General features: G+C 37.2%; 24 protein-coding genes. 6 read left to right on the top strand and 18 right to left on the bottom strand.

Annotation, left to right across the window (positions count from 1 at the left end; translation table 11 throughout):
* The 5 genes from WAO84_RS09510 (at position 1) to WAO84_RS09490 (ending at position 6,587) form a co-directional block, all read left to right on the top strand.
* Positions 1 to 180 (top strand): type II toxin-antitoxin system antitoxin, encoded by a 180-nt coding sequence (locus WAO84_RS09510; protein ID WP_340065367.1) that lies wholly within the window; start codon positions 1 to 3, stop codon positions 178 to 180.
* Positions 181 to 236: 56 nt separating this feature from the next.
* Positions 237 to 2,438: a DUF5916 domain-containing protein gene (locus WAO84_RS09505; RefSeq protein ID WP_340065365.1), complete on the top strand. Its 2,202-nt coding sequence runs from the start codon at positions 237 to 239 to the stop codon at positions 2,436 to 2,438.
* A 160-nt stretch (positions 2,439 to 2,598) separates the two neighbouring features.
* Complete coding sequence (locus WAO84_RS09500) at positions 2,599 to 4,476, top strand: M61 family metallopeptidase (protein ID WP_340065363.1); 1,878 nt, start codon at positions 2,599 to 2,601, stop codon at positions 4,474 to 4,476.
* Positions 4,477 to 4,544: 68 nt separating this feature from the next.
* The gene (locus WAO84_RS09495) at positions 4,545 to 5,810 is read left to right on the top strand and encodes a DUF819 family protein (protein WP_340065362.1); all 1,266 of its coding nucleotides are present in this window, start codon (positions 4,545 to 4,547) and stop codon (positions 5,808 to 5,810) included.
* Between the two features lie 48 nt (positions 5,811 to 5,858).
* Entirely contained in the window at positions 5,859 to 6,587 is a 729-nt protein-coding gene (locus tag WAO84_RS09490) for a DUF4369 domain-containing protein (protein WP_340065360.1), read from the top strand.
* Positions 6,588 to 6,786: 199 nt separating this feature from the next.
* Here WAO84_RS09490 and WAO84_RS09485 read toward each other — a convergent pair whose 3' ends face one another.
* The 10 genes from WAO84_RS09485 to WAO84_RS09440 form a co-directional block, all read right to left on the bottom strand.
* On the bottom strand, positions 6,787 to 7,731 hold the full coding sequence (locus WAO84_RS09485; protein ID WP_340065358.1) for a hypothetical protein: 945 nt from the start codon (positions 7,729 to 7,731) through the stop codon (positions 6,787 to 6,789).
* Between the two features lie 107 nt (positions 7,732 to 7,838).
* Positions 7,839 to 8,522, bottom strand: a complete 684-nt coding sequence (locus tag WAO84_RS09480; RefSeq protein ID WP_340065357.1) for a DUF6624 domain-containing protein — start codon at positions 8,520 to 8,522, stop codon at positions 7,839 to 7,841.
* A 243-nt stretch (positions 8,523 to 8,765) separates the two neighbouring features.
* The gene (locus tag WAO84_RS09475) at positions 8,766 to 9,215 is read right to left on the bottom strand and encodes a hypothetical protein (RefSeq protein WP_340065356.1); all 450 of its coding nucleotides are present in this window, start codon (positions 9,213 to 9,215) and stop codon (positions 8,766 to 8,768) included.
* Between the two features lie 303 nt (positions 9,216 to 9,518).
* Entirely contained in the window at positions 9,519 to 10,460 is a 942-nt protein-coding gene (locus tag WAO84_RS09470; RefSeq protein ID WP_340065355.1) for an alpha/beta hydrolase family protein, read from the bottom strand.
* A 199-nt stretch (positions 10,461 to 10,659) separates the two neighbouring features.
* Positions 10,660 to 11,418, bottom strand: a complete 759-nt coding sequence (locus WAO84_RS09465; RefSeq protein WP_340065354.1) for a hypothetical protein — start codon at positions 11,416 to 11,418, stop codon at positions 10,660 to 10,662.
* Complete coding sequence (locus WAO84_RS09460; RefSeq protein WP_340065352.1) at positions 11,405 to 12,106, bottom strand: hypothetical protein; 702 nt, start codon at positions 12,104 to 12,106, stop codon at positions 11,405 to 11,407. The genes WAO84_RS09465 and WAO84_RS09460 overlap by 14 nt, the downstream gene beginning before the upstream one ends.
* Before the next feature lie 285 nt (positions 12,107 to 12,391).
* Positions 12,392 to 12,658 (bottom strand): hypothetical protein, encoded by a 267-nt coding sequence (locus WAO84_RS09455; protein WP_340065350.1) that lies wholly within the window; start codon positions 12,656 to 12,658, stop codon positions 12,392 to 12,394.
* A 31-nt stretch (positions 12,659 to 12,689) separates the two neighbouring features.
* Positions 12,690 to 13,652 (bottom strand): type I phosphomannose isomerase catalytic subunit, encoded by a 963-nt coding sequence (locus tag WAO84_RS09450; RefSeq protein ID WP_340065349.1) that lies wholly within the window; start codon positions 13,650 to 13,652, stop codon positions 12,690 to 12,692.
* Positions 13,653 to 13,657: 5 nt separating this feature from the next.
* Complete coding sequence (locus WAO84_RS09445; RefSeq protein WP_340065348.1) at positions 13,658 to 14,119, bottom strand: peroxiredoxin; 462 nt, start codon at positions 14,117 to 14,119, stop codon at positions 13,658 to 13,660.
* Positions 14,119 to 14,529 (bottom strand): 6-pyruvoyl trahydropterin synthase family protein, encoded by a 411-nt coding sequence (locus tag WAO84_RS09440; protein WP_340065347.1) that lies wholly within the window; start codon positions 14,527 to 14,529, stop codon positions 14,119 to 14,121. The genes WAO84_RS09445 and WAO84_RS09440 overlap by 1 nt, the downstream gene beginning before the upstream one ends.
* Positions 14,530 to 14,557: 28 nt before the next feature.
* Between WAO84_RS09440 and WAO84_RS09435 the strand changes: the two genes are divergently transcribed.
* A complete protein-coding gene (locus WAO84_RS09435) occupies positions 14,558 to 15,409 on the top strand; it encodes an alpha/beta fold hydrolase (RefSeq protein ID WP_340065345.1) in 852 nt (283 codons plus the stop codon).
* On the opposite strand, the gene idi is transcribed toward WAO84_RS09435, so the two are convergent.
* From idi to WAO84_RS09395, 8 genes are all read right to left on the bottom strand, one after another.
* Positions 15,395 to 15,916 carry an isopentenyl-diphosphate Delta-isomerase gene (gene idi / locus WAO84_RS09430; RefSeq protein ID WP_340065344.1) on the bottom strand — a complete coding sequence of 174 codons (522 nt, stop codon included), beginning with the start codon at positions 15,914 to 15,916 and terminating at the stop codon, positions 15,395 to 15,397. The two genes, WAO84_RS09435 and idi, sit on opposite strands and share 15 nt — an antisense overlap.
* A 366-nt stretch (positions 15,917 to 16,282) precedes the next feature.
* The gene (locus WAO84_RS09425; protein WP_340065342.1) at positions 16,283 to 16,954 is read right to left on the bottom strand and encodes a response regulator; all 672 of its coding nucleotides are present in this window, start codon (positions 16,952 to 16,954) and stop codon (positions 16,283 to 16,285) included.
* Between the two features lie 23 nt (positions 16,955 to 16,977).
* Entirely contained in the window at positions 16,978 to 19,014 is a 2,037-nt protein-coding gene (locus WAO84_RS09420; RefSeq protein WP_340065341.1) for an ATP-binding protein, read from the bottom strand.
* Between the two features lie 120 nt (positions 19,015 to 19,134).
* Complete coding sequence (locus WAO84_RS09415; protein WP_340065339.1) at positions 19,135 to 19,296, bottom strand: hypothetical protein; 162 nt, start codon at positions 19,294 to 19,296, stop codon at positions 19,135 to 19,137.
* A gap of 269 nt (positions 19,297 to 19,565) precedes the next feature.
* Positions 19,566 to 20,300, bottom strand: coding sequence for a LytR/AlgR family response regulator transcription factor (locus tag WAO84_RS09410; protein ID WP_340065337.1), 735 nt, complete (start codon positions 20,298 to 20,300; stop codon positions 19,566 to 19,568).
* Positions 20,301 to 20,581: 281 nt separating this feature from the next.
* Entirely contained in the window at positions 20,582 to 22,525 is a 1,944-nt protein-coding gene (locus tag WAO84_RS09405) for an OmpA family protein (RefSeq protein WP_340065336.1), read from the bottom strand.
* Between the two features lie 11 nt (positions 22,526 to 22,536).
* Positions 22,537 to 23,499: a PorP/SprF family type IX secretion system membrane protein gene (locus WAO84_RS09400; protein WP_340065334.1), complete on the bottom strand. Its 963-nt coding sequence runs from the start codon at positions 23,497 to 23,499 to the stop codon at positions 22,537 to 22,539.
* Positions 23,500 to 23,546: 47 nt separating this feature from the next.
* Positions 23,547 to 25,985 (bottom strand): DUF7507 domain-containing protein (locus WAO84_RS09395; protein ID WP_340065333.1); only part of this gene is annotated, 2,439 nt, incomplete at its 5' end.

Below are 25,985 nucleotides of genomic sequence, written 5' to 3'. Positions count from 1 at the left end.
ATGGCTAAAAAGAAAGCCTTTGCATTACGAATAAATGAAGACATGCTTAAAGCCATTGAGAAATGGGCCGCTGATGAATTTCGTAGTACAAACGGACAAATTGAGTGGATGCTCATGCAAAGCCTGAAAAATGCAAAGCGTACCCCAGGAAACAATGATAATCAAGACTCTAAAGAGTAATTCAGCATATATATTACAGAGAAAAATGTATTTTTGAAAGGCCAACTATCAGGAAAATGCATAAATCTCTTGTAGCGGTAATCTTTACACTTTTTAGTATTGCAGTTTGTAACAGTCAGTATTCAAAAAAACAGTTTACCGTAAAGCTCATAAATACCCCTATAACTCTGGATGGTGTTCTGGACGAAAAAAGCTGGGAGATCGCAGATAGTGCTGCTGATTTTTTTCAGTATTTCCCAACAGATTCTCTTCCTGCCATACAACCAACAGTAATTAAAATGTTGTATGATAACACCTATTTATACATTGCCATAACCGTTCATGCCAAGGGTAATGCGTATGTAATACCTTCACTGGAACGCGATTTTAGAGCAGGAGGTAATGATAATATCAGTCTGCTTTTTGACACATTTAACGATGGCACCATTGCTTTTCTCTTTGGGATTAATCCTTATGGCGTGCAGCGGGAAGCTCTTATTTCCGGGGGAGGATCTGAACTGCGAGGTTTTAATACCACCTGGGATGTAAAATGGAAAAGTGAGACCCGCATGTATGACGGTTATTACATTGCCGAAATATCCATACCACTCACCTCCTTCAAATTTAAAGAAGGAGAAACCAAATGGCGATTTAACAGTTATCGGTTCGATACCCAGACCAATGAACAAAGCACCTGGTCACAGATACCACAAAACCAGTTTATTTTCAATCTGGCTTTTATGGGAGATATGATCTTTGAGAAGCCTCTTGGGAAATCACGTACGCCTCTGGCACTTATTCCTTATGTAAATACAGCATTTCAAAAAGATCATGAAACAGAACAAAGCATTACCGATTTTTCTTTTGGCGGGGATGCAAAAATCGCTATTGGTAATGGAATGAATCTCGATATCACCATCAATCCGGATTTCTCGAATGTAGAAGTTGACGATGTTATTACTAACCTTACCCGTTTTGAAATAGGCTTACCTGAGCGAAGACAGTTTTTTATTGACAATAGTGATCTTTTTGCTGATTTTGGAGATAGTGAAGAAGCAAACCCTTTTTTTTCAAGACGTATTGGCATTGCAGAAGATCTTGAGGGGAACACCATACAAAACGATATTATAGGAGGTGTTCGTCTAAGCGGGAAATTAAACAGGGACTGGAGGCTCGGGTTCCTGAACCTTCAGACGGCAGAAGATGTTACCAATGCCATTCCTTCTGATAATAACACAGTACTGGCCTTACAACGTAAAGTATTTGCGCGGTCTAATATAGGCTTTCTATTTGTTAACAGGCAAACATTTCAAGATTACGATTTTCTTGAAAACACCTCCCGGTATAACCGGGTGATCGGTATAGATTACAATCTGGCATCTGCTGATAATACCTGGGTAGGAAAAGGGTATTTTCACAAATCTTTTACTCCTGAAACTTCAGGTGATGATATTTCTGCCGGTGCCCGAATGCGTTTTAACTCACGGTATTATCAGGCCGGTATTTCCAGCCGTCTCGTAGGTGAGAATTTTAATTCTGATCTCGGTTTTATACGGCGAAAAGATATCCTTACTCTCGAACCATCCTTCAGTCGCATATTCTGGCCCGCCAATAAAAACATTAATAGTCATCAGTTCAATATCAACAGTACCCTGATATGGAGACCGGGATTGGATTTCAAAAACACCGATTATACACATCGCCTATCGTGGGAAGCAGAATTTAGAAATCAGGCCAATGCTACTGCGGGCATAACGCATCGATTTATATTTTTAACAGAAACCTTTGACCCTACCGGAAAAGATGCCCCTAATCCCTTACCTGAAAATAAAGGATTTCAATATACCGGCATAGATATGGAGTTTGCTTCAGACCGCAGAAAGGTTTTTTCATACAGATTGCGGCCTTCCGGAGGTGAGTTCTTTAACGGTCATATTTTCTCTATGGAAGCCGAAGCAAACCTTAGACTGCAACCCCGCTTTTTTACTTCTTTGAGAATTAATTATGACCGTATTCAACTACCGGAACCATTTCCCAGTGCCTCTATTATTATTATTAACCCCCGTTTTGATATTACATTTACAAGATCAGTATTTTGGTCCACTATCATACAGTATAGTAACCAAACAGACAACCTGGGTATCAATACGCGGCTTCAATGGAGGTTTGCCCCCCTGTCTGATCTTTTTGTAGTGTACAACGACAATTATACAACCAACACCTTTGGACCCCGAAATAGATCTCTCAACATTAAGATTACCTATTGGCTTAATATTTAATAAGCTTACGTGCTGATTTATAACTGTTGAAATACTTTAATTGATATATTTGCTCATTTGTTAAACTATTGTTTAATTCTTATTCCAACAGAAATAAATACAGTTCCTTTGCAAAAACCAATAAATCCAAAAGACCTAAGAACAACATAACATTTTTTATATGAAAAAAATTCTTTTAATTTTTGGCGCAGCACTTACAATTTTAAGTTGTTCACCAAAAATAAATGACCTTGCCTCACAACTCCCTGTAACAACAACCATCGATCTTGTAAATGTAAATGAAGACAAAGTTCAGGTAGAACTTGACCCGGGAAGGTTTACTTCAGAAAGCATTACTTTTTATATACCCAAAACAGTTCCCGGAACCTATAGCACCGATAATTACGGACAGTATATTGAAAATATAAAAGCATTTGATTATAACAATAATTTGCTGGAAATTGTTCAAAATGATATGAACTCCTGGCAAATCAATAACGCCACTAATCTTGACAGGCTCACGTATTGGGTAAACGACACATATGATACCGAAGCTGAAAAAGAAAACCCTGTTTTCTCTCCGGCAGGCACCAATATTGAATCCGGAAAAAATTTCATTTTAAATCTGCATGGATTTGTAGGTTATTTTGATGGTTTTGCAGATAATGCTTATGAACTGCGAATACATACTCCTAAAAACCTGGAAGGTTTTACCGGGCTTGTAAAAACTACTACACCCGATAATCTTATAAATCAGGAATACGACACAGATATCTACCTGGCCGGCAGATATTTTGAAGTGATAGACAACCCTATTCTATACGCGGAGCCGGATTATGAAACATTTCAGGTAAATGATATTGAAGTAACCCTTAGTGTGTATTCTCCCAACAAGGTGTATTCAGCAGCATCTATCAAAGAAGATATGCAAACCATGATGCGCGCCCAGAAAAACTTTTTAGGTGATATAAACAGTACACGCAAATACAATATTCTTCTGTATCTCTCTACTATGGAAGAAAACGATGCCCGTGGTTTTGGAGCATTGGAGCATCATACATCTACCACTGTGGTACTTCCCGAGTCTATGGGAAGAGAAGCCCTTGCGCAAACCATGATCGATGTAGTTTCTCATGAGTTCTTTCATATCGTTTCTCCGTTAAGTATCCACTCTGAAGAAGTTCATTTTTTCGATTACAACGACCCTAAAATGTCTGAACATTTATGGATGTATGAAGGCGTTACCGAATATTTTGCCAATCTCTTTCAGATTAACCAGGGGCTTATTAGCGAAAATGATTTCTATGAGCGCATCAACACAAAGATAGAACGCTCTATGGGCTATGATGACGAAATGTCTTTTACCGAAATGAGCAAAAACATTCTGGAATCCCCGTATAAAGAGAACTATGCAAATGTGTATGAAAAAGGTGCCTTGATTGGCATGTGCCTTGATCTCATTATTCGTGAGAAAAGCAATGGAGAAAAAGGGGTTTTATGGCTCACCAAACAGTTGTCTGAAGAATACGGAAAAGACAAACCTTTTAAAGATGAAGAGATTATAGAGCGTATTACAGCTCTTACCTATCCCGAGGTTGGTAGCTTTTTTGAAAAGCACGTTCAGGGAAATACTCCTATCGATTACTCTCATTTCTTTGATAAAGTAGGGCTTACTTTTGGCAAAAAAGAGATGGAAACCGGCTATTTTTTCAAAGGTCAAACACCTTACATTAATGTCAATGAAAGTAATGGGACCATTTTTGTACGTGAAGGCATTGCCTTGAATGGTTTTTACAATAGCTTAGGACTTAAAGGTGGGGATATCATTAAGTCTATTAACGGAATGGAATATTCTCTGGATAATATTAGAGATATGATCGGCGTATCATTTAGCTGGAAACCAGGTGATGCTATAGAAGTTATTATTGAAAGAGAGGGTACTATACAAACACTTAGCGGACAAATTAGTGCTCCTGTAGCTATTGTAAATGTGCTAAATGAGAATGAGTCTGCCACCGAGCAGCAAAAAACACTTCGCCAGGCCTGGTTAAAAGGATAATAAAAAAGTATGTAAAAAGGTAGTGTCACACTACCTTTTTTTCTATCTTTTCCCTTTTTCTTATAACTATGGAAAATACGCCTTTCTTCACAAATGACACTGTTGTTTTTGCGGTGTTAATGCTATCTCTTGGTTTTGTATTCTACACCTCTTCTCTAAAAAAAGGGTTCTGGTCTGTTTTTTACAGATATGTACCTGTGTTGTTAATGTGTTATCTTATCCCGGCTATTTTCACATCTTTGGGCATCATCTCCGATCAGTTATCAAAAACGTATTTTATAGCCAGCCGCTACCTTTTACCGGCTGCTCTCATATTAATGACGCTTAGTATTGACCTCAAATCAGTTTTTAATTTGGGCCCAAAGGCATTGATCATGTTTTTTACCGGTACCCTGGGTATTGTGATTGGCGGTCCCATTGCTATATTGGTGGTATCGCTGGTATCTCCGGAAACCGTTGGAGGTAATGACTTTGATGCTGTATGGCGTGGTCTTTCTACTATTGCCGGTAGCTGGATAGGAGGCGGAGCCAACCAGGCAGCTATGTTTGAAATATTTGAATACAATCCGGAAAAATACGGCGGTATGGTTCTGGTTGATATTGTTATAGCTAATTTATGGATGGCCATTATTCTGTTAGGCATAGGGAAAACTAAAAAAATTGACCGGTGGCTCAAAGCAGATAGTTCTGCTATAGAAGACCTCAAAACACGGGTCACCGCCTTTACAGAAAAAGTAAGCCGTAATCCCTCATTAACCGATTATATGATCTTGCTTGCACTTGCTTTTACGGGTGTGGGCCTGGCACATTGGGGAGCCAATACAATATCATCTTTACTCACTGAAACTTTTGAAGCGGTTAGGGACAAAAAAAGTGCATTATCTTCCTTTGGCTCACAATTCTTTTGGATGATAAGTATTGCCACGCTGGTGGGTATTGCTTTATCATTTACAAAAGCACGCAACTATGAAGGTGCCGGCGCAAGTAAAGTGGGCAGCATTTTTATTTATATTCTGGTAGCCACGATTGGTATGAAAATGGATCTGAGTAAAATACTGGAAAACCCGGGACTTCTTGCTGTAGGCCTTATATGGATGTCTATACACGCTGTTTTACTTATTCTGGTGGCCAAATTAATAAAGGCACCTTACTTTTTTCTGGCTGTAGGGAGCCAGGCCAATGTAGGAGGTGCCGCTTCTGCTCCGGTAGTGGCTGCTGCATTCCATCCTTCTTTGACAACCGTAGGTGTTCTTTTATCTGTATTTGGGTACGCTATTGGAACTTATGCAGCCCTGTTATGTGCATACCTAATGGAAATGGCTTCAAAAGTTTAGTTTTTTGATCAGAAATAAAGATATTTGCGCAACTCATATGGAAATTTGATGAAACACTTTGTATTCTGTGCCTTAGCTGCTACTATTTTGTTTTCCTGTGAAAAGGAAGTAAAACCCACTATGAATGTTACCGGCACCGTTAAAGGGCTTAAAAAAGGTACATTATACCTTCAAAAAATTGAAGATACGCTGTTAGTTACCTTAGATTCTATAGAGGTGAAGGGAGATCCTCAATTCCAGTTCTCAACCGAAATTGAAAGTCCGGAAATGTACTATCTCTACCTCAACAAAAAAGATGGTAATGAAATTAATGACCGTATTGGCTTTTTTGGGGAAGAAGGAACTATTATTATTGACACGGAGGTTGATTTCTTTGAAAAAGCTGCTAAAATAGAGGGTTCGGAAACGCACAAAAAACTGGAAGAATACAAAAAGATGATGGCTCGTTTTAACGCTCGTCACCTTGAACTTCTTCAAGCTCATTTTGAGGCGCGTAAAGACAGTAATATCACAGAAATAGATTCTATAATAGGGTTGAGTGACCGTAACTTAATGCGAGGATACCTGTACTCGCTTAATTTTGCACTAACCAATAGCAAAAGTCATGTGGCACCTTATATTGCACTTTCTGAAGTGTTTGATGCTAAATTTAAATATCTGGATACTATTTACAAATCGCTTTCTCCGGAGGTTGCCAGTTCTAAATATGGGAAAAAGCTAGGTGAATATATTAAGGAGATCAAGACAGAAGAACCACGAGACAGCCTGGTCAATTAAAAATAGTTATATAACAAGCAGGGATACTCACACATATAAAGCTGAAAATCTTCGAGGATTTTCAGGAGCCTGCTCTGAGTATTTTGATAAACTCAGAAATCCACATGTCGAACAGTAAAAACATGCCATTCAGGTGCTTTGGCACGATACAAACCCTGTCTGCAACAGGTGGCGAAATGAATTATAAGTCATGTCGTGACTAGTCTTTGCCTGTTATTTCTTTTCCAATTCGCTCATATTCCATTTTTACATTTTGAGGCATTCCTCTGGCTCCAATTGATTCCGGAATGTCAAATCCGTTAGGCCAAAAGTAACCTAGTATCCCTATCACTCTCTCATCGCTTTTGGCTAATTCGTAATAATTGGTGGCTACTTCATTCATTTGCGCCAAAGGAATATTCCCAAAGTTTCCGTGTGCCCAATCTATATAGTGACTATCCAGAATCACCATAATTCTTTGATTAGGATTAGATAACTTTGATTTCAGGATCTTCCAGTCTTGCTGAAATTCACTATTGTTATTTGGATCTTTGATAAAATAACGGTCAAACCCAACCCAATCTACGGTCTCCGGGACTTGTAAATTACTCAAGGATGGATAGGCCTCTATTATCATTAAGGGAACATTAGGGATTTGTGCTTTTAAGAATTGAGCCAACGTGTTCAATTCTAAATAGGTAATACCATTCCAGGTGGGTTCCTCTCCTATGTAAAAAGCTCCAATATAGTTAGTATTTAAAATTGATTGATTGATGCTTTTAAACTCATTCCACCTCTGCCCATAGTCAGTTCGCAGATCATAATTTGAACCTGAAGCACTGTTAGTGTCTTTCAATTCAAAGAACAATTCGTTAAGATGTAAAATTGCTTTTAGTTCATACCCTGCAAAAGCTTGTACTCTCTGAGTGATATTATCATTGGGGTTCAAAACTAAAATATCTGCGAGATTGCTAAAATTGTGAATTTCATCAGTATAATTGGTTTTTGTTTCAGGATCGGTAGGATCGTCCCAATAGGTATCAATTATTGTAAATCCAAAATATTCAATATGTGAATTTTGATTTTCAAACGAACCTGACTCATCATCATTTTTACATGCAGTAAGAACAGTTAAAATAAATAGGTATGTTACAATCTTTTTCAATTTGTTTTAATTAGTTACAATGGCCTCAACTAAATATACTATCACAGTACCTCTGGTAGGCAAAACGAGGGAATGTCATAAAACTTAACTTTACATGTCTGCCGACTTTATTTGGTTTTATACAGTTTAGGCTCAGTAATTCCTTTATCTAAATAAAACTGTTTATTCATTTCAAAGTTCATGAGTGTCATTTGGTTTAAATACTCTTCCAAAGGTTCAAGCCCTATAGATCTCCTTCTTTCATTTACGTTCACACTATCAGCCAAATTTTTTGGAAAAGCTTGCGCTATATCAAAATTATAGGTAACCTGTGTCCCATAAATTTGAGCCTTTCCTGTATTTAGATTTACCCGGTCAACAAGAAATCCGTAATTACTTGGTTTGGCATTTCCTTTATCAACCTCGATTTTCATTTGTTTCAATACTTCTTTTTGAAAATCAGGATTGTGGTCAGAATGTTGAACCATAAGCCAGAAATTCTGAGAACCTTCTTCTCCGGCCAGATCAAAGCCAACAAATCCATGCTTGTCAAAAATCTCTTTGAGCAGAATTTGATGAGTTGTAAAGACACTGTCCTTAAAAGAGTTCCATTGCTCTTTTGTCATTTCTTTATATTTACCCTGAGGTATATATGCAGCAATTTGGTCAACTTCAGCCATTCTTTTAAGTTCATCTGCCAATTCCTGATCGAACTGGATAGTATTTTCGATGATTTTCTTTTCAGCATTGCCACCATCTTTACATCCTAGTGTTGTAAGTCCAGCTAATAGTATTCCAAGTATTCTGTTCATTTATCGTGTTTTTTTCAATTTGCAGATAATAAAGTGCTAAAACTCAATAAAGTTGCATTTTATGCATTAGTAATAATGACGTTACATAAAAATTTATAGGACACACCGCACATTGGCAAATGGTGCCTGAGTTAACCTCCTCCTCTATTTAGGTGCCGGTTTGTATAACCTATATCATACAACCAAGTTTGCTACCAGATAAAGCTTTGAGCAACCCGGTATGTTTTACTTAATAGATATGGTTTATTGCGTATGCTCTTCCAACATCTTCTTATGCTCGTTGACCATTGCGGCATGGTCATTTTCTAATTTTTTATGATCTGTTTTTAAGGATTCATGTTCCTGCTTCATTTTGGCATGATCTGCCCTGATCTCTTCTTCAGTCAAAGAACCATCTTTATGCTTCTCTTCCAATTCTTTATGCTTTGCGATCAGGGAGCTATGATTTGAGATAATAGCCTCATGTTTACTTAGTATGGCTTCGTGTTTCATTTCCATTTGAATATGAAGTGTGTCATCGACACTCATCATCCGTGAATGTTCTTCCATCATTTTTTTATGCTCCTGTTCCATCTTATTGTGAGCCTCTTCCATACTTTTATGTTCGGTTTCAAAAGCTGCATGTTCTTCGGCTAGCTCTTTGTGAAAGTCATTGCTTTTGTTACAGGCAACGAATGCCAGTGTTATAAACATGCTTAGGATAATTGGTTGTACTTTTTTCATTATTTTCTAGTTTTTAGTTTTTAGTTTTAAATATATTTATAATTACTTTCTATACCTCAGTGGTCCCTTACAGCTATCAGTTATGATTTGCCGAGCTTAAATTTCGGGCTAAAAAATGACTTTTGCAATTCCGGGCACCTACTACTTGTGAGCAGATTGTATTTTGCTCACCAGCTTTTTAGTTTTGTACTGATCTCTATTTATGTTTATCTTTTGGTAGTACCATTTAAACCACTATTGCTTAAAGCCGATATTGCAGACACCTGTTTTATCTTACTCTTTCGCATTTATCATTGTTTTTGATTTTTTAACTTCTCTTTTTACCCATTGAATTGCAATATCAACCGGTTCAGTAGAATCTGAAAATGCAGTTTTATGACCCAATGCTGGAAATAAACAGTACTCAAATGGTTTTCCATTAGCTTTAAATGTATTCAAATGCTCTATATCTATTTTTACAGGAATCTGTATGTCCTTTTCACCAAAAAGCCACAAACCCGGAATTGAGAGAGTATTCAGCGTAACTTTCGGGTCAGTACTTGTAAATTGATATTGGTCGGGGGCATTGTTGATGTGTTCACGAGCGTCTGCTTCTGTATGGTTTTCCCAAAAATCAATATTCCCATTGGTGTAAAACTGAAACCTGAGTTGTTCTAGGGTTGTAATTGTAGGACCACTAAATAAGACCATGTATTCTACCAGCGGATTCTCATTTGCGGCGATTGGGATGATCCACCCTGCCTGACTAAAGCCAACAAGACCTATAGATATATTTTTGTTGTGTTCATGCAGTGTACTCACGGCAGCACTTGCATCTTTGGCTAACAGATTTAGATTATCTGAACTAATATTGTTAGTCCCCACTTCCGGACCGGCATAAACCCCTCCTGATTCTCCAACTCCACGTTTATCATAGGTCAATACCAAGATCCCGTTTTTCGCCAAAAGTTTTGCGAATTCAGACATTCGAGTTACCTGGCCTGATCCATGTACTATAACTAATGCTGCATATGAGTGTTCTGGTTCATAAATTGTGCCGGCCAGATCCACTCCTTCACTTTTGAATATTACATTTTTTGTTTTTATTGAATTTAACGATTGAGCATTTACCTGACTTAAAGGTGTCAATAAAAAAATAATTCCGAGAAAAATCAGAGCTTTTCCAAGTTTCATGACTGCTTTGATACCAATTGAAACACTATTTCTTCTAATCATAGTTTATTTTTATTGAATACTTTTTAAGTATTTTTTGGTGGTTTTAACTAACAGCAGTTCGGCTATGAATAGTTGCGCCTGTTAACACGATAATCTGCCTTCCGGCAGGCTTTACAAGTACGTATAAAGTTGGAAATTCCATAGGAATTTTCAAAGTAGATGAGAAGAGGCAATTACTTATAGCCATTCTTGTAGGTGGTTATTTATTTTGAGTTTCTTTTTTTGAATCAATTAGCTCAATTAATCTATTTAAAGAGGACTTTATTTTGTCCGTTTCACTTTTTTTGAGCATTAATTCCGCTTTGTTTTTCATTCCGCTATAATTTGCGTTTGGGTAAAGTTCAATCAAAGCAGGAAAATATTTGTCAATCCCTTCTGCAAGTTTTGCTTTTCCCTCTTCTGTAAACGCTTTCTCGTTATTTATCTCGTCTAAATAAATTAGATAGTTTTTTATTAGTGTGCTAACGTTTGAGTTGATATTATTTTTAACCCTTGAAGAATTTGGGTCATCTGCATTTTCTTTTATTTGATCATTTCCTAATTTGAAATATTTTAGTTGAAGTCCCAAACCAAAATGCCAAACTGCCAGCATTTCTTTGTCATATAAGTATTGATCTTTTCTATCGAGTGCATCATAGATTTTACTCATATCTTTCCATTCGTTGAAGAATTTTTCAGCCACATCGTTTCTATGTTTAAGTCCTAATTCGTTGTCGTCAAGAACAATTTTAAAATTCTGTTGGTCAGTAAGTTTTTCTACAATAATTCTCGTTTTCGGGTCGGCAAAAGTGGGAAGTTTTTCGTCCGCTTCATATCCATAATTAAGTTCTAGAACTACTTTGTCATAGTCGTTTAAGTCCCAATAGCGTTTGTCAAGTGGGAATTCATGTTTTTCTGTATTACAATTTGTGAGAACTATGCTTATTAAAGCAAAAAGTATAAGCCTAATTTTTGTCATTAAATTCAATTTTTGGTTCTTTATATTCGTTTAGTAAATTTAGTAAACTGTCAACTTCTTTCTCGTATCTTTTTTGTTCGCTTAAAACGTAACTGTGGAAAGTATTGTAGTCATATTCTTTTTGAAATTTTCGTTCTTCTTTTTTTGCTTGACGAATTATTGCTTCAATTTTGTTTTTGTCAAATCTACTGAGTTTTGATATTTTTTCTTTTGCTTTTCTTGCAAACAATTCAGTAATTTTTATGTGATATTTCTCGTGTGTTAGTAGTTCCTTACTGTTTGTGTTCTTTTTGTAAACAAATGAACGTGAAGGATAGAAAAAGGATTGAACAGTTACAGAATTGTCATCAATATCACTATCTATAGATGTAACTACGTAAGCAAACCTTTCATTTCCATAAAGTGATTTTTTAAAAAACTCTAAACCTCTAAAATTTTCAAATGTTATTTGTTCATATTTGTCAAATGTCAAGGGTTTTTCATAGTTCAGGTAATTGGTATGGCTTAAAATTCCAAATATGATTATTATTGGAATAATTATCACAACACTATATTTCAAGAACTTTTTAAACTTCTTTAGTGGAGTTTTATTTCCTTTTTTACTCTCTTTTATCACTAATCCCAATTGATAAAAAACCGGAGAAAAGTATATGAGTAATATTAGTATTGCGATTAGATTTTCATTCATTCGATTTGATTGTCATAATTGCCTATAAGGTAGAGTGTATAAGTAGTGGTATGGTTTAGCACCTGTGGGTATTTCATCATAGTGAAATACCTACAAGTGCGTGACGCAGTCAATTCACTCTAATTATTTATTTTATATTTCCAAATGTACTTAACTTCTTAATGGCTTGAAAAGCACTTTAAATAGTTATGGGGTTTTTATGATAATGAGATCGTGAATATTTTACAAAAAACAACGGCTGCCTTAAAGGCAGCCGTTGTTTTTATATAGTACCAAATGCGGAACTTATAATTTATTGAGTTTATCAACCAGTTCCTGAGATCTTTTTTCAAACTCTTCTGTTACTTCTTTAAGGTGCTTTTTTCTATTTTCTACGGTTTTATCATTTACTTTTACAATTAGATCATCAAATACCGCAATCGCCTCATCTATAATCGCATTTCCTTTCTCAGAAGCCGAATTTCCGGTAGTCATTTCCCATAGATACACTCCATCTATAATGTCCCCCAAAACATTATTAATGTCTTTCTTTAAATTCTTTATACTTGCCATAAAATAAATTTTAAGTACAAAAATACACTTATTATAAATGTACCTGCAATACTTTCGCTTTTTTAGCTCTTAATTCCAGTTTTTCTGTAGCAGCAGATACCAATGCGGTCTCTCCTTTTTTAAGAAGTTCTGAACCCTCTGTATTCGCTATTTGCACCTCTCCTTCTACACAAAGATAGATACTAAAGCTGTCCAGTTGTGAAAGATCTAATTGCAAAACGCCTTCAAGAGCGATATAATTGGTTGTAAAATATGGGCTTTCCACCATCGTGTGCGGGGTGTTCTTATCCTGTTTATAGATTACCTTAAAATCATCTTTACGGTCATAATCTATAGCATCTAACGCCATTTCGGTATGCAGCTCCCGGGTATTGCCATTCTTATCCTTACGGTTCCAGTCATAAACTCTGTATGTAATATCGGAGGTCTGTTGGATTTCTGCCAGCATAATCCCCCCGCCAATGGCATGTATTTTTCCGGTATTAATAAAAAAAGTATCGCCTTCTGCTACTTTTTCGTAATTAAGTAACTTTTCAAGAGTGTTATGTGCCAGATGTTCTTCATATTCTGCGCGGCTTACATCTCTGTTAAAACCAACAATTAACCGGGCATCTTTATCGGCCTGCATAATATACCACATCTCTGTCTTACCAAAACTTTTGTGTCTTTGAGCTGCTAACATATCATTGGGATGCACCTGAATGGAAAGATCCTGCCGGGCATCAATAAATTTTACAAGTATTGGAAATGTTTCTCCAAATTTGCTATATACCTTTTTACCGAGTAAACAGTCTTTTTCTCTATCTATAAGCTCTGTAAGGGTACTCCCGGCAAACGCACCGTTTGCTACTACTGATACATCTCCCTCTACTCCAGACAATTCCCAACTCTCACCAATACCTTCCCCCGGTATATCTTTATTCAGAACTGTATTTAGCTTGGTTCCTCCCCATAGCCTTTCTTTGTAAACAGGTTTAAATTTCAACGGGTACATGTTAGTTATGCTTCTTTTAATTTTAAAAGTGCTTTTAAGGCCTTATTTACGTGATTATCGGCTCGTATGCTGTTAAATAGCATAATTACTTTTCCGTCTTTATCAAAAACATAGGTTTCTCTTCCAGGCAACAGTCCTAAAACTGCTCCGGGAACCCCAAAAAATTTTCGAACTTTACCTCCTTTATCTGCAAGCAACTGAAATGAAAGAGAATACTTTTGGGAAAACCTATGGTGGGACTGTTGTGAATCACTACTTATACCTACCACATGGGCTCCAAGATCGACAAAACTTTCATAATGATCCCGAAAGTTACACACTTCTTTTGTACAACCGGGTGTGAAATCTTTAGGGTAAAAGAATAAAACCAGAGGTTGCTTACCTATTAAACTGAGACTGTGAAAATCGTTTCCGTTCTGGTCTTTTAAGGTAAAATCGGGAATGGTATCTCCTGTTCTTAAACTCATTAATCTCCGGTATAAGTTACAAAATTACGAGGGGTTTCATATAAAACAACTTCCAGTTCCAGGTCTGTACGAATATGCTTTCTCAACTTATTCCAGATAACCACGGCTATATTCTCGGCCGTAGGGTTGAGTGTGCTAAACTCAGGAACCTCTATGTTCAGGTTTTTATGATCAAATGCTTCTTCAACTTCTTCTTTAATAAGATCTTTTAGCACTTTCATATCCATAACAAAACCCGTTTCCTTATCAATCTCACCTTTCACTCCTACAATGAGTTCGTAATTGTGACCGTGGTAATGGGGATTGCTACATTTACCAAACACTGCTTTGTTTTTCTCGTCAGAATAATCTTTCCGATAAAGCCTGTGGGCAGCGTTAAAATGAGCTTTTCTGTGTATTTTTACTTTCATAAGGTATTATTCTTAAAAACACAAACACTTGAAAAAGTTTAAAAAAATCCTAAAGTATCTTTTTCTCCTGTTTATAGTACTTACGGGAGCGGCACTTGTTACTTTTTATACGTTTTCATCTCCTAAAAGTGATAAAAAAGTACTTACAACTTTTAAAGAACTTGAGACCAATGCAAAGATACATTATTTAAAATTTGAAGGGAAGTCTATACGTGTAGTTTCTGCCGGGACTATTAACCCCGGGCTTCCTTCTATCATATTTGTTCATGGTTCTATTGGGTCATCTACAGACTTTTCAAAATACATGAGCCATAAAGAATTACGGCAAAAAGCAAATCTGATATCGTACGATCGTTTGGGGTACGGCCCGGGTAAAAATACTCCTGTTTTAAATTCAATTACCAAAGAAGCCTTATTACTGCACTATATAATTTCTGAATTTGGTTTAAAGGAGGTCTCATTAGTAGGGTATTCGTACGGAGGCCCTATTGCCCTGGCGTACGCTTTACAGCATAAAACTGAGAAAATTGTATTATTTGCCCCCGCACTTTACTCAGAGTTTGAGGTCATTCCTTTCCCTATTCATTTTTACAAATGGGAATTAACAAGACCATTGGTACCGCACATCTGGAGGAGTGCCTCTATTGAAAAACTGAATCATAAAACTGACCTGCAGGGGTTTGAAGAACAGTGGAAGGATCTAGAAACTACCACAATTGTCATACACGGTAATGAAGATATGATAGTTCCTTTAGATAACAGTATTAAATTACACAACGAAAAAAAGAACACCCGGCTCATTACATTGGAAGGAGCAGGTCATGCTCTTATCTGGACAAGATTTGACACAATACAAAAGGAATTCCTAGAACTGTTTTAAATGGTCATAAAAACGATTAAAAATAATTTTGAACCACACCGTATAATTCCCTTCATTCTCAATTATATCTTTATGCACTTCTTCAAGAGGCATCCATTTCCAACTGGCTGCTTCGTCTGGGTTAATAGCGGGTTCACCATCATACCGGCCTGCCATTACATGGTCGTACTCATGTTCAGTAAGGCCATTATCAAAAGGGGCTTTGTATATAAATGAGAATAATTCTTCCAGTTCGGTTTCAATGCCCATTTCTTCAAACAACCGTCTTTTACCTGCTTCTAAATTAGATTCCCCTTCACGTTGGTGGCTACAGCAGGTATTGGTCCATAAACCAGGGGAATGATACTTATGCAAAGCACGTTGCTGTAACATAAGTTCATTACGGGAGTTTAAAATAAATACCGAAAATGCCCGATGCAATAACCCTTTTTCATGAGCTTCCATTTTAGGCATTACCCCAATTTGCTCATCATTCTCATTTACGAGAAGTACTTTTTCTTTACTCATGCATCAAAAATAATACAATTTAGCTTAATATATACCAGACAAAGGTATTACTGAATAAGAAGTCTCACTACTTAAAGTTGGGTTTTTGAAGATTTTCCGGCTCGTCTCCGGGATTATCTTATGATAATCCCTGGAGTCTCACCGTTGATTGTTGGCCCCCCAACAATTACTCTTAAACCATTTTTTGAAGAATGATTAGTTCTCCATTTATACAACATGCGTGTACAAACACCAATCATATAAATTAAAGGTGACAAACTCTAATCATATGATATTCAAATGTATTTATAATGCGTGTAAATACCTTGTGTTTTTAGCATAAAATATTTACGTTAAAACCATAAATATTTGCTTTTTTTAACACTTTTAAATAAACCCTCTGTTTCGGGCTTCCCGAAGAAGCACTTCATCATCTCCATCACCTATTCCAAACAATTCCTTGATCTGGTTTTTCCTTTTCTCAATAGCGCTTAATGAAAGGCCCACATGCTCTGTTAAGTTTTTTGTTTTTACACCTCTTGAAAGATGATATAGTATTTTCATGTTCTTTTCATCAAGAGAGAAATCGTTTTTGATACGCAGTCTTTGATGATTTTTAACGGTACTGCTGTAGTAAGGCGGATTGTTAAGTACCATTTTAAAAGCCAAGAGCAATTCACTGGAAGTAAGGTCACTTTTAATCAAGAAGCCATCGGGGTCTATATTCTTGAGAATATTGTGAATTCTGTGATTTTCGTTATACATGGTTAAAACAATAACTTTGGTTTTGGGAGTTAGCTGGCGTATTTTAATTGCCAGATCTTCACCAGATGTAATATGTTCCTCTCTGGAAGGAGGGAGGTTTATATCTACAAATATGACGTCAAAAGGTTTAAATTGTGCCGCTGCTTTAATTTCTTCATACGCACTATCACAGTCTGAAGCGGTAGTTACTTCTATGTAATAGTCCAGATCGTCTGCTCCCAGCAAAGTATTTTTATACCCCTCAAGTATCATTGGATGATCATCTATCATCAAAATATTCAATTTTTTTTCCATCGTGTTGAGGCTTATTTGTTTAGCTATACTGATATACTTATATTAATATTTGTTCCTTTACCTATTTTAGAATCCACGTACAATTCACCATCTATTTCGCGAACTCTCGAATTAATGTTTTTCAAGCCTATTCCGCTTTTGGTTTTATTGCCATCGAAGCCAACACCATCATCTGAAATATGGACCTGTAAGAGTGTTTCTCCAATTCTTTTGAAAGTAACACTTACATTATTAGCATTTGCATGCTTATTTATGTTCTGGAGGGCCTCCTGAAGGATCCTGTAAAGGTGTATCTTAATTTTATTGGATACTGATTCCCAACTTATCTGAGAATCGTTTTGAAATTTATAACGTAAATTTCCTACTTCAGATTGCGAAGATATTAAATTACTTATAACTTCTGTATATCCGAGGTTAGAGTCATAGATCTCAGAACTTAAATCGTGTGATATTTGTCGTATTTCCTGCTCTATAAGTTTTAGTTCATCAATATACTTGGTACGCTTTTTAGCGGTTTCGGTATCATTCTTATGATTTAGACTGTCTAAGTTTAAACGCGTACCAAAAAGTTTACTCAATACCCCATCGTGCAATTCTTGTGAAATTCGTTGTTTTTCCTGTTGCCTTCCTTCATCCAGTTTTCTTTGTTCAGACAGCATCAGGTTATATATTTCTTCATTTTTCTCCTGTTGTGCTTTGCTAAATTTAAGCTCTTTGTTTCGCGCCTGCTGTTTTTTAATAATATAAATAAGTACCCCAAATACCAGCAGAACTGCCGAGCTGGCAATAAAAAAGTCTTTCTGTCTGGATATTTCCCGGTTTTGTTGTTCTATCTCATCAGTTTCAAAACGAATTCGCGCAAATTGATTTCTTTTTTTTCGTTCTTCTTTTTGAAGGCTATCACTTATTTGAATATATTTTTTTGCAGCGCTTAACCCTTCTTTACCCCCGCTTATCTGGGAGAGTAACAGTAATGGCCTTAACATTTCACCGTAATTATTTGAGTTTTCTGCCAGATCACGAGCCCTGGTCGCATGTGTTCTGGCCAGTGCGGTATCGGCATTGGATATATAAAATTCTGCTATATGAATGTTATTTACAATTTTTCCGGGTACGTCATCAATACTATCCCGTATGGAAAGTGGCCTAAAAAATGCCTCGGGTAACCCTTCTTTTTCTCCATTTAAAAAACGGGCATAGGCCAGATTATCCAGTAACATGGCATACGATCTTGGTGGTATCTCATCAACCGGAAGACTGTTAAGTGCATCGTTATAGTATCGTTTAGCCATAGTAAGATCATTTTTACCCTGATATACTACGCCAAGATTGTTGTAAGTACCTATTTCAGCCAGTTTTCCCATTCTGGCCTTTCTCTTATATTCCAATGATTTTTCGTGGTACTTTATAGCTTCATCATAATTTTTTAATTCATTAGAAACTATAGCGAGTGTATTGTAAGTAGAAGAAGTAAAACGATGATTTTCTAACTCCAGAAAATACTGAAGTGCCTTAATTGCTGATCCTTCACTCCCTATATAATCTTTTTCATTACTCTGTACAATAGCCATATTGAGCAACACTTTACCGGTACTGGCAGCATCTCCAATGTTCCGGTACATGCGTTCTGCCCTGTAAAAATGATAATAGGCGCTGTCATTCATGTTTTTTTCCATAAAATAGCTTCCCAGATACCGGTTGGAAACGGCAACTCCCAGTGAATCATTAAATTCTTTGGCCATTTGTAACGCCTCTTCCGAATACTCCTTGAATTTACGTTTATTGTTATCAAAATATGATAATAGCGAGAGGTTAAGGGTAGATGCTATTTTAAGAGAATCTGAATAATTTTTGATAAGTGCCAGTTCATTTGCCTTTTTTGCATATACCAAACGTACAGGAAGCTCAATAGATTCATCTTTTGACCTTTCCAGAAAAAGGTGTAGGCTATCTGTTAAAACTGCATTGTCCCGGGAGGAGAAGTTTCTTTGTTTCTGGCATCCCGGAGCAAGTACTACGAGAATAACGATATATGTAAGTACATTTTTTGTAAGCTTCATAGGTTCCTTTTGGAGACGGAAATCGTTTAACATTTGATTTATGACCAGTGTTAAAAATAAAAAGAATGTCTGAAATATTGAATATTTCAGACATTCTTTTTCTGTTATTTCTGATATTTATTAGTCTCCCGGTTTCGCAGGATCGTGCTGTTGATTTCCGGTATCTGCACTTTTCGTTAAATATACTTCTTCATCTACATTATTGGGTTCGCAGGATGTAAATGATGCTGCAAGAAGACAAAAAGCCGAGATCAGGTAAAAGAATTTAAATTTTTTCATCATTATTTAAGTTTAATTAGACGTTTTAGTTTGGGTACAGCCGTACCATGAAAGTCATGGATAACGACTTTAAAATTCAAGTAAAACTTGATTTATTAGTATTTAAATTATGAGAAGCTTCTTTATGTATGTGTAATATTCCGGACTATTGCATATACAAATTTAAGCAGTAAAAAGGTACTTTGAGGTTGTAAAAAGCCGCTTTTAGTAAGTTGCAGGCAAATGGTAGTATTCGTAGAAGAAAAAAGGGTAATCTACAGATTCTAAATTTTTTAAAACTCAAGAATATTTTTATTCTTCATTGAATTTTTTATCAGTTCAACATTTTGTTTATACGTTCTGGAGAAAGGAATTAGTTCATCAGACGATTTGATGGAACACCGAAACCTGCCAAAATGTATTCGGGAGACATAATTCGTGTTTATAATATAACTGTTATGAACTCTTACAAAATAATCGGGAAGAGCCGTTTCAAAATGCTTTAACGTTTTAAAAGCACTTATTTTATTTCCATCGTTAAGAAAGAAATCTGTATTATTATTATCGGCTTTTAAATATTGAATATCATCGATCTCTATAAACTTATAATCTCCGTACGATTTTATACAAATGGTATCGGGGTCTGTTCCTCTTTTTTTCTTGTATCTGAAAAGTGCCTTTCGGATTTCATGTATATTTGAAGGTTTTAGTACATAATCTAAAACGTCATTACGTATGGCCTGAATAGAGTATTGTATCGATTTGGTTACTACAATAACCATGGGCAACTCGGTAAGGTATCCTTTAAGTTCTTTGATCACAGAAAAAGCACTTATAGAATTGTATTCTCCGGGAACTTCGGGCTCTAAAAATACAAGTTGGGGAGTTTGTTCCATTATAAGGTTAACCGCTTCTTCTTCATTTTTAGCAATACCTCTACAGTAATAGTCAGGAAACTGCCCCAAGACTTTGCGAAGATCATCAACGGCCTCGTCATCATTATCTATGATTACATATGAATACCTCATAAGGGAAGGTTAACCTATTATCGATAAAGCCACCTGTGTTATTAATACAGGTAGTTTTAATCGCCGCTAATTAAACCGAAACTTTAAACTATGAAGTTACTACTATATAATCTAGTTGCCTTACGGTTATACCTCAAAAAAAATAAGGAATATCCGTTATTAACATCTTTTATAATAAGATTTTTTCCTTTTTTTTCAAAGAAAATACACCTTTTTTTGTTTAAAAAGCAAAAAAAGCGTTCCTGCAAGGAAACGCTTTCTATATATGTTTTCAATATTGGTTATTGCATAATCACAAACTCTGATCTTCTGTTTTTCTCATGCTTTTCTACCGGACACTTCACACCATTACTACATTCATTTACGAGTTGGGTTTCTCCATATCCTTTTCCTGAAAGCCTTGAAGGATCAATTCCATTTTTCACCAGATAATCTATGGTAGCTTTTGCTCTTTTTTCTGATAAGCGAAGATTATAGCTGTCGCCTCCTCTACTATCTGTATGCGATCTTATATCTATTTTAAGTGTAGGATATTTTTCCATAGCAGCCAATACTTTAGCCAGTTCTATTTCAGAGTCTTTTCGTATTTTCCACTTGTCAAAGTTAAAATAGATAGGTTTAAGCTGTAATATTTTGGCAAGATCATCACCCAAACCGGCGGTTACGGCATCTTTTTCCAATTCCAGATCTACTTTTATGGGCTCTCTGCTATAGGAAGCTTTCACTAAAGATTCGTTGGTCAAATATCCTTCCTTAGAAGCTCTTACAAAGCCGTCTTTCGTACAATCAATACTTAGTGCATACGTACCTGAAGCGTCTGTATATGAACGTTCAACTACATTATTATCAGTATCTATACTCAGTACTTCTGCGTTTTCAATAGGCTGACCGGAATCTTTATCTGTTATCACACCAGTTACTTGTTGCTTACAGGTAAGTTGTAGTGCCTCGGTTTCTTCCAGTATATAGATATCATCGCTTCCCATACCACCATCGCGGTTAGAAGCAAAGAAGCCCCGTTTTGTGGTATCATCTATAATAAAGGAAAAATCGTCTTCCGGACTGTTAATAGGTCTTCCAACATTGTGTACCTCGGCTGCATTTCCATTAGCATCTACTGTGGTTACAAAGACATCAAGCCCTCCCAGACCAGGATGCCCGTCGGAAGCAAAATACAAATTACCGTTGGTACTCACATAAGGAAAGGTTTCTCTTCCCCCGGTATTAACACTTTTTCCAAGATTAACCGGTTCTCCATACGAACCATCTGATTTGATCTCAACTGAATAGATATCTGAAAGCCCTTCTGACCCTGGCATATCTGAAACAAAATACAAACGTGTTTCCTGTGCATCCAAAGCAGGGTGCGCGACTGAATAGTCATTACTGTTAAATGGCAATTCTTCTATATCGGTCCATTCTCCTTCTTTAAGAGTCGCCTTGTAGATCTTCAGCCTGTTAATGCCCTTCTCATCTTTTCCATATTTCTTATTGGTGTAATTGCTACGTGTAAAATACACGGTATTTCCATCTTTGGTAAAAGCGGTAGTAGATTCATGAAAACGCGTATTCAGGTTCTTTGAAAATTTTTGAATTCCCTGTACTGCATCGTTTCCTGAAAGCGGGCCTCCATACAGATCTAAAAACGGCTCATCATTCCATGCGTGTTTATATCTTGTAAATCTTCCCGTATCTCTTGCAGATGAGAACACCAGGGATTTTTGATAAAACGAAGGTGCAAAATCAGCATAAGGAGAATTTTGCGGGAAGGATTCGATTCGATATCTTCCTGACTGAAATTTAATCACTTCCAGGTATTGTGGTTGCTCTTCAAAAAGTTGAGCACGGGTGTCTGTCGCTGTAAGGGCATTAAACTTTTCCATCATTTGATCGGCTTCTTCATATAATTTCAGGGCCTTTAATGATTGTGCATATCTGAAATAGTATTCTGCCTCAGTCCCGGGGTCATTTAGAGCCATCAACTCTTTGTACCATTTAGCTGATTTTTCATAGTTAGCATTATAATAGTAGGAATTTCCCAGCTTCTTAAATACTTCTGCAGATTTATATCCTTTCTCGGCTACCCGTTCATAAATATCAATAGCTCTTATAAAAGCATATCGATCATACTGCTTTTCGGCTCTTTCTATTTTTGCTTCCTGTGCAAGTGCACTATGAAAAAATAAAATAGGCACATAAAATAGTAGTAAAGTAATTTTTTTCATAATCTGTGCTTTTAAAAGAATCTGGGCGATATGATTTTATCAAAATTTCTAAATAGCTCAAAGCGAACAAATACCTCAAATGAGCCGTCATTAAACTCTGCTCTTCCCAATTGAGTAGTTTCTCTGTCGTAAGCTAAGCCTAGCATTAGCTGGTCTGATATTTGAAACCCAACGAGTCCGCTTAGGGCTGCATCCCAACGATAGGCTGCACCCAGAATTAATTTCTCGTTAAACAGGAAATTGGCAGACAGATCTACCTGTAGCGGAGCACCACTAACTGCTCTGGTAAGCAATGCAGGCTTAAACTTGAGTGTAGGATTAAGATCAAACACATATCCGGTGATTAGATAATAATTTATACGTTCTCTGGAAATATAGGAAACGCTTCTTCCTTCGGTATTGAACGTTGGTGATTCTTCGAAGTGATCGGTTTCTAATAAATTAGGGGCAGACAGCCCTACGTAAAACTTATCGGTATGATAGTAAAACCCAAGACCAAGATTTGGAGAAAAACGATTATCGATATTGTTGTCCTGCCCCAGTTCTGATGTGAACTGATTCAATCGGGTAAAATCTACATTTAAAAGATGCCCGCCGGCTTTTAATCCAAAAGACATTTTACCTGTGGGCGATGTTTGAATGGTATAGGAAAATGCTATATCAAAATAGGTTTCGTCATTTACTCCCTCTCCTATTCGATCATTAATTACTGAAAAACCTAAACCTACTTTACCTTTAGGGCCTATAGGCGAGTGAATGTTAAAGGTTCCGGTCTCAGGCGCACCATCAAGACCTACCCATTGACTACGGTATAATCCCGCAATACTTAAAACCCCACGGCTTCCGGCATAAGCAGGATTTATACTCAGCGTGTTATACATATATTGCGTGTACTGAGCATCTTGTTGTGCTTCAACAGATTGAAAAGAAGCAACCAACAAAACGATAAGAATAATATAGTATTTTTTCATCATTTATAAGTATTTATAAAAGATGGAGGGTATGGGAATACCCTCCGTATCTATCTGTTTATATATATATAACCTGCTTTACTTTTGCGATCTCCACTGGTTTCATACTCAATAACGTAGTAATAGGTACCTGCGGGTAACAATTCATTTTTTCTGAAGGTAGCTCTACCGTCAGATCTTCCGTCAAAGAAGTTATTCACCGGGTTGTAGCCATTGGTCTCGTAAACAAGTACACCCCATCGGTTAAATATTCGAACGGTGTTTTCAGGGAAGTTTTGAATATTACCTATAACCAGTACATCGTTGGTCCCATCGTCATTTGGAGTTAGCAATTGATACACTGTTATTTCATCGTCCTCATCTACCGGGTTATTAGGGTCAAGGTAATCTGGTGTCCCGTCACCATCGGTATCGAAGGCATCATCAGGATTTCCATCGCCATTAGGATCTGCATTTTCATCAATGGTTGGTATATTATCTCCGTCATCGTCATCATCCAGATAATCAGGTATGCCATTTCCATCGGTATCATCCGGATCACCGCCGTTTGCAGAAGGATCTAGTTCAAACTCGGTATCTACACCGTCACCATCATCATCGGTATCACGATAATTAACGTCTTCTGTACCATCAGTATCCGGCAAATCGTTTTCCGGGTTGTTTATACCGGCATTTACGACATATCCGTCATTTACATCATTTCCTTCAAAAGCATCATCCAGTCCATCACTATCAGTATCAGTGCCGGAAGGTATATTATCGGCAATTCCATCTTCATTGCTATCATTCCCTTCAATAAGATCGCTTACACCATCGTTATCGCTATCATCATCCAGATGATCAGGCAGATCTGCATTATCGGTATTTTCAGGTAGTAATCCGGTATCGCTTCCGTCCTGATCATAAGCATCGTCCAGCCCGTCGCCATCGGTATCATTCCCTGTAGGCGCAATGTAGGAGCCCGTCGCCTGAGCTTCTACGTTATCGGGAATACCGTCATTGTCACTGTCAATATCCAGGTAATCAGGAATACCATCATTATCTGAATCTCCTGTTCCTTCAAGAGCATCCACTATTCCGTCGTTGTCATTATCTATATCAACCATGTTGGGAACACCATCTCCATCTACATCCAGAAGCACTATGGTGGGGTCATCGGGGTTTCCATCACTATCAGGATCTATATCTGTAGGATCATTAGGATCGTCGGAATCGTCATTCACAACACCCACGACTGAATTTGCAGACACCTGTGCAGCGTTTGTAAATTGCCCGTTATTTACATCGGTAGCAGTAATTACATACTCGGCAACTACTATAGAAGATGCTCCCGGACTTAATGTATTAATAGGAAGTCCTGAAGTAATGTTCACACCAGGGTCAGTTACGACTACGTTGTTCAAAGTAACGTTTCCTGTATTAGTAACGGTCAATGTATAGGTTATGAGGTCACCGGCTTCGCGGAAATTACGAGGACTAGCTTCTTTTGTAAGTGCTACGGTTCCTATTTGCGGAAGTATGGTAACGGTTGGATCATCCGGGTTTCCGTCTGCATCACTATCTACGTCAGTCGTATCATCGGGATCATCAGACAAACTGTTGATCTGGTTACTGCTAGGATCATTACCGGTTACGGTAGCAGTGTTGCTAAAGCTGCCCGTATCAATATCGGCCTGAGTGATCGTATATGTTCCGCTAAATGTGGTATTATCAACTGCTCCAACAGCTAAACTTGTGATTGGTCCTCCGGTAATGTTTACGGAAGGATCACTTACTGTTACATCTGTTAAAGGAACATTCCCGGTGTTAGTTACTGTAAATACATAGGTAATAGTATCACCGGCATCTGCACGGCCATCGCCACCATCGTTTAAAGTATCTACCTTAGTAATGGTAATGTCTGGTTGTTGAAGTATGGTTACGGTAGGATCGTCAGGGTTTCCGTCAGAATCGCTATCAATATCGGTGGTATCATCAGGATCATCAGACAAGCTACTGATCGGGTTACTGTTGGGATCATTACCACTCACAGTTGCAGTATTGCTAAAACTACCTGTATCAATATCGGTCTGCATAATGGTATAACTGGCAGTAAAAGTGGTGTTATCCACTGCTCCCGGTGCCAGACTGGCAACAGGGCCACCAGAAACGGTTACTGCCGGATCGGTTATGTTTACACCGCTAAGGGTTACGTTCCCGGTATTGGTTACGGTAAATATATAAGTTATGGTATCACCTACGTCTGCAATGCCATCGCCGCCATCGTTTAAGGTATCTACTTTAAGTACTGTTATCCCGGGCTCCTGAACAAAGGTAGTCACTGTTGGATCATCGGGATTCCCGTCTGTATCACTGTCTGCATCGGTGGTATCATCAGGATCATCAGATAAACTACTGATCGGGTTACTGTTAGGATCATTACCACTCACGGTTGCAGTATTGCTAAAACTACCCGCATCAATATCGGCCTGGGTAATGGTATAACTGGC

This window comes from Ascidiimonas aurantiaca (assembly GCF_037646345.1).
Lineage (GTDB): Bacteria > Bacteroidota > Bacteroidia > Flavobacteriales > Flavobacteriaceae > Ascidiimonas > Ascidiimonas aurantiaca.
The sequence above is the reverse complement of the archived record's forward strand: the minus strand, read 5'-3'. Positions and strand labels throughout refer to the sequence as shown.